This is a genomic window from Halomonas sp., from assembly GCF_031581305.1.
Classification (GTDB): Bacteria; Pseudomonadota; Gammaproteobacteria; order Pseudomonadales; family Halomonadaceae; genus Halomonas.
This window is the reverse complement of sequence record NZ_JAVLBC010000209.1, coordinates 1-5,341: the sequence shown is the minus strand read 5'-3', so window position 1 is coordinate 5,341 and position 5,341 is coordinate 1. Positions and strand designations below refer to the sequence as shown.

Below are 5,341 nucleotides of genomic sequence, written 5' to 3'. Positions count from 1 at the left end.
ATGAACAGCTTCAGGTGGTACCGGTATGGATCGATCGCCTCTGCTTTGTCTGCGCCCCGGACCATCCGCTTACCGAACTCGAGCCCCCCAGCCTGCAGACGCTGTGCGATTTTGACGCCGTGCTGCCCGGCCCGCTCACCTTCACTCGCGGCCTGATCGAGTCACGCTTCGCAGCCGCCGGCCTGCGCCTGCCAGTGGCGCTCTCCACCAATTACCTGGAGACACTGAAGATGATGACCGCCATCGGCCTGGGCTGGAGCCTGCTGCCGGAGCGCCTGGTGGCCGGCGAGCTCCACGAGCTGGACGTCGACCACCCGCCCATCCAACGCCCGCTGGGCTATCTGGTACATCGCAGCCGAACCCTCTCCAATCCGGCGCGGGCCATGCTCGCCCAGCTCGACGCGGCCCGCGAGTCAGCCGCCAGAGAGTGGGGCTGACGAATCAGGCCCTCGCGACGCAAGTCGAGGCGTCGAACCGTTCGCTCCCACTAAGGGCGCGGCAGATCGCGGTGGCAGCACATTGTGGGAGCGATCTTCAGATCGCGATGGCGCCGCCAGGCGCCCAGAACGAGACAACCCCACCGCCGCTTCGCGACGGATCGCGAAGCAGAGCTTCTCTCCCACAAGGCTACCGTGCTATGACCGCAAGGTGGGAGCGATCTTCAGATCGCGATGGCGCCGCCAGGCGCCCAGAACGAGACAACCCCACCGCCGCTTCGCGACGGATCGCGAAGCAGAGCTTCGCTCCCACAAATCTACCGTGCTATGACCGTAAGGTGGGAGCGGTCTTCAGATCGCGATGGCACCGCCAGGCGCCCAAGACAACCTCACGACAATTTGTTTAGACTGCTCATCTTTTGCGCCAGGAACCCGCGCCAGTGCCAGACACCACCCAGCCCAAGATCATCCCCCGCCATGCGCTAGCAGGCGGCCTGATTCTGTCCGGACTGCTTTTGCAGGTGGCGCAGTTCACTCACCTCGTCCCGCTGGCGCATGCGGTCAGCTACTGCCTTTGGCTGGCCACAGCACTGCTTTGGGTCGATATTCCCCCCCGTACCCGCCGCCAGGCGGGAATACTGGCCGCCCTTGGCCTGGGGCTGCTGGTGCTGGCGCGCGCCTGGCACGGCGCCAGCATCGATTGGCCGGGGATTCTCGACGGCAACACCTATGTGGTCGCCATGCTGGTGGGGGTCAGCTTCATCGGCCTGATCGGCAACCTCCGAGGCCGGTCACGTCCTGCGGGCAAGGCCCTGACCGGTACCCGCGGCATGCTGGGCACCTGGCTGGGGGTTCACCTGCTGGGCTCCATCCTCAACCTCTCCACGGTGTTCATGGTCGGCGATCGCCTGGAACGTCGGGGCCCGCTCTCCACGCCCCAACTGCTGGGTCTCAACCGTGGGCTTTCCAGTGCCGCGCTCTGGTCGCCCTTCTTCGCCTCCATGGGCGTGGTCATGACCCTGGCGCCGGCAATGCACTACGCCACCCTTCTCGCCTTTGGCCTGCCCCTGGCCCTGGCCTCGGGCATGCTGACGGTCGGCGAGCTCTCGCGACGTTTCGAGCTGGCCGAGACCGCCGGCTTCTCGCTATCGCCGCGCAGCCTGCTGATGCCGGTGAGCATGGCGGCCCTGGTGATGCTGTTCCATTACCGCCTCACGCCCACCCTCTCCATCGTCAGCATCATCACCTTCCTGCTGCCGAGTGTGGCGCTGCTCTCCAACCTGCCCCGGGGGCCCCACTGGACCCTGCGGCGGGTCCATCAGCACACCCTCACGCGGCTGCCGGCCATGCGCGGCGAGATCTCACTGTTCCTCTGCGCGGGACTGCTGACCCAAGGGCTGTCGACCTTCATCACCGCCGCCACGGGCAGCGCCTGGACACTCTTTGACCACTTCGGCCCACTGGAAGCCATCGCCAGCTTCCTGGCCATCGTCATCAGCGCCGTGGCCGGCCTGCACCCCATCATCGGCGTCTCCGTGCTTGCCTCGATGCTCGATCTGGACGCCGGCCGGCAGACCCTGTTCGCCTTCGTGGCCCTGGCCTCCTGGGCGGTGGGGACCAGCGTCGGCCCCCTCTCCGGCATCAACCTCTCACTGCAGGGGCGCTACGGCGTCAGTGGAACCACGATGATGCGCCAGAACCTCGGCTATGCCGCCATCATGACGCTGCTGGTCATGGCCGCCATCCTGGTGCTGGAAGCCCAGCTGCCCGTCTGAGTCGTCACCGCCACTGAAAAGGATTTCAGGGAAGCTTTCCCCGAATGATACGGTCGTGCCTGGAACGTGACACCGCTGCTGCCCGGTTCTCTAGCGACATCAAACCGAATCATTCGGACGCGCGCATGCGCCGTGGGGCATTCATGACCGACGAGCAGAACCAGAAGCACAAACTCGCCAAGTCGGTGGGTCCGTTCAAGCGAATGCAGCCCACGGTGTTCTTCGGCTCGGCGGCGTTGGTCATCGGGTTCTGCCTCTTCGGCGGAGTCTTCACCGCGACGGCCGCCGCCACGTTCGCCTCCATCCAGGGCTGGATCGCGGACACGCTGGGCTGGTATTACATGCTGATCTCGACCGCGCTGCTGGTGTTTGCGCTGGGCGTCGTGATCAGTCCGGCCGGCAAGCTCAAGCTGGGCAAACCCGAGGATGAGCCTGAATTCAGACGGCTCAACTGGTTCGCCATGCTGTTCGCCGCCGGCATGGGCACCGGGCTGGTGTTCTGGGGCGTGGCGGAACCGCTCAATCACTACCTCGAGCCTCATTACGCTGATCCGGCGACCACCGCGGCGATGCATGACGCGATGCGCTATTCCTTCTTCCACTGGGGTCTTCACGCCTGGGCCATCTATCTGGTGCTGGCGCTGTCCATTGCCTACTACCATTTCCGCATCGACCTGCCGCTGGCACCCCGCTCCGTGCTCTGGCCGCTGATTGGCAAGCGTATCTACGGCATGCCCGGCCATCTGACCGACATCCTCTGCACGGTGGGCACGCTGCTCGGCGTGGCCACGTCGCTGGGGCTGGGGGCAATGCAAATCAACGCCGGCCTGTCGATGTCGTTGGGCATCGAGACGTCGACGCTGGTACAGGTGTTGATCATCGCGGCCATTACGGCGGCCGCCACCCTCTCGGTGGTCTCGGGCATTCAGCACGGCATCAGGCGCCTGTCGGCGCTGAACATTGCGCTGGCGTCCGTACTGCTGCTGTTTGTCTTTGTCGTCGGCCCCACGGCCTATATCCTGGAAACGCTCACTGGCGGGCTGGGCATCTACCTGCAGACATTGGTCACAACCAGCCTGGAAACCGATTTTGCGACCACCTCGGACTGGCAATCGCGCTGGACGCTGTTCTACTGGGGCTGGTGGATCTCCTGGTCGCCGTTCGTCGGCATCTTCGTCGCCAGAATTTCCCGGGGGCGCTCGGTTCGTGAGCTGATCACGGCCGGCCTGCTGTTACCGTCACTGGTCACGTTTTTCTGGATGGCGACCTTCGGCGGCACCGCCCTGCACATGGAGCGCTTCACCGAGATCGAGATTGCCCAGCAGGCCATCGACGACGTAGCCATCTCGCTGCATCTGCTGTTGAGTGAGCTTCCATTGGGGTCGATCACCACGGTATTCGCCACGCTGGTGATCATCATCTTCTTCATCACCTCGTCGGATTCCGGCTCGCTGGTCGACGACATGGTGACCTCCGGCGGATATCCAAATCCGCCAGTGTCACAACGGCTTTTCTGGGCAATCTCGGAAGGCGCCGTCGCAGCCACCCTGCTCGTCGTTGGCGGCCTGGCGGCCATCCAGCAGGCCGCCATCGCCATGGCCCTGCCGATGACGCTGCTGCTGGCGGCGGCGTGCTACGGCATGATGCGCGCCTTCTCGGCGGATATCCGCAAGAGCGGCACACCCTCGCAACACCACATCGCAGGCAATATCGACAACGACTGATCGCTGGCGTCGCGATCCGCCGCGCAGCGGCGGTGGGAGGTTACCCCATAGGGGGGAAAATCTACTTCTTCGGCGCGCGCACGAAGTAGCGATGGCCACACTGGTGACACGGCTCGATGCGGGCCACCCCTTCCAGCTCGACGATGGCGTCACAGTGCACGCAGGCCATGCGGCCGGGAGCTGCCATCTCGCCGGCGACGTAGTCGGCGCGTGACGCTTCCAGGTCATCCGCCAGTTGCTCCCGCTCGATCACGCTGCGGTCGGCAATGGAAAGCAGCGACTCCACCACCTTGCGCGACAGCATCGAGAGATCGATACCCAGCCAGGTGGCCACGCTCTCGCCGCCGGCATTGAGGTAGCGGCGCATCTCCTTCAAGTCGCGCTCGACCCAGGCGCGCAACAGCGACAGCTCGTCCTTGGTGAACTCCTCCAGCTCGGCCTCGAATTCCACCGCCTCGTCAAGCTCCTGCTGCAGGTTCTCCCAGGTCAGCTCGTCAGCGCCCTCGCGAAGTCGGTCGAGCATGCGCTCGTAGCCCTCGCGTAGGCGGTGTTCTCGGTGCGGTTCCTTTTGCTCACTCATGTTCATCTCCTCGTTTCGCGACAGGGCTTGCTGGTCCGGCGGTGTTACCCCGTAGCCGCCGGGCGCCGTGCTGGGGTATCCTAGCGTTCAGCCAATTATACCATTTAGACGACATCCCGCCGGAAATTCAATGGTTTCGCGCCGCACCGGCGCCGAATCCTGATGCCGGACAAGGGCCGCTGACATGCGCAGCGCCACGCCGCTGCGCTCGACTTTCAAGGTACCCGAAGAGAGCGATGGACGCACAGTACAAGCCCCACGAGACCGAACGCGACGCCCAGCAGTTCTGGGACAAGAACCAGTGCTTCAAGGCGGTGGAAGACGCCAGCCGCGAGAAGTTCTACTGCCTGTCGATGTTCCCCTACCCCAGCGGCAAGCTGCACATGGGGCATGTGCGCAATTACACCATCGGCGACGTGGTCTCCCGCTACCAGCGCATGCAGGGCAAGAACGTGCTGCAGCCCATGGGCTGGGACGCCTTCGGCATGCCGGCGGAGAACGCCGCCATCCAGAACCGGGTACCGCCGGCCAAGTGGACCTACGACAACATCGACTACATGCGCCGCCAGCTCAAGGCGCTGGGCTTCGCCTACGACTGGAGCCGCGAGTTCGCGACCTGCGACGTCGACTACTACCGCTGGGAGCAGTGGTTCTTCACCAAGCTGGTAGAGAAGGGCCTGGTCTACAAGAAGATGTCCACCGTCAACTGGGACCCGGTCGACCAGACGGTGCTGGCCAACGAGCAGGTGATCGAGGGGCGCGGCTGGCGCTCCGGCGCGCTGGTGGAACGCAAGGAAATCCCGCTGTGGTTTCTCAAGATCACCG

At 64.6% G+C, this 5,341-nt stretch carries 5 protein-coding genes; 4 read left to right on the top strand and 1 reads right to left on the bottom strand.

Features of this window, described 5'->3' with window-relative positions:
• From RI841_RS14095 to RI841_RS14085, 3 genes are all read left to right on the top strand, one after another.
• Window positions 1–437: LysR family transcriptional regulator substrate-binding protein (locus RI841_RS14095; protein WP_310706264.1), on the top strand; the 437-nt coding region annotated here is incomplete at its 5' end.
• 440 nt (window positions 438–877) lie between these two features.
• On the top strand, window positions 878–2,212 hold the full coding sequence (locus RI841_RS14090; RefSeq protein ID WP_310706263.1) for a hypothetical protein: 1,335 nt from the start codon (window positions 878–880) through the stop codon (window positions 2,210–2,212).
• 143 nt (window positions 2,213–2,355) lie between these two features.
• Window positions 2,356–3,936, top strand: a complete 1,581-nt coding sequence (locus tag RI841_RS14085; RefSeq protein WP_310706262.1) for a BCCT family transporter — start codon at window positions 2,356–2,358, stop codon at window positions 3,934–3,936.
• A gap of 61 nt (window positions 3,937–3,997) precedes the next feature.
• On the opposite strand, the gene RI841_RS14080 is transcribed toward RI841_RS14085, so the two are convergent.
• Window positions 3,998–4,516, bottom strand: coding sequence for a zinc ribbon-containing protein (locus tag RI841_RS14080; protein ID WP_310706261.1), 519 nt, complete (start codon window positions 4,514–4,516; stop codon window positions 3,998–4,000).
• Between the two features lie 236 nt (window positions 4,517–4,752).
• On the opposite strand from RI841_RS14080, the gene RI841_RS14075 reads away from it, so the two are divergent.
• A partial coding sequence (locus RI841_RS14075) for a class I tRNA ligase family protein (RefSeq protein ID WP_310706260.1) occupies window positions 4,753–5,341 on the top strand: 589 nt, incomplete at its 3' end.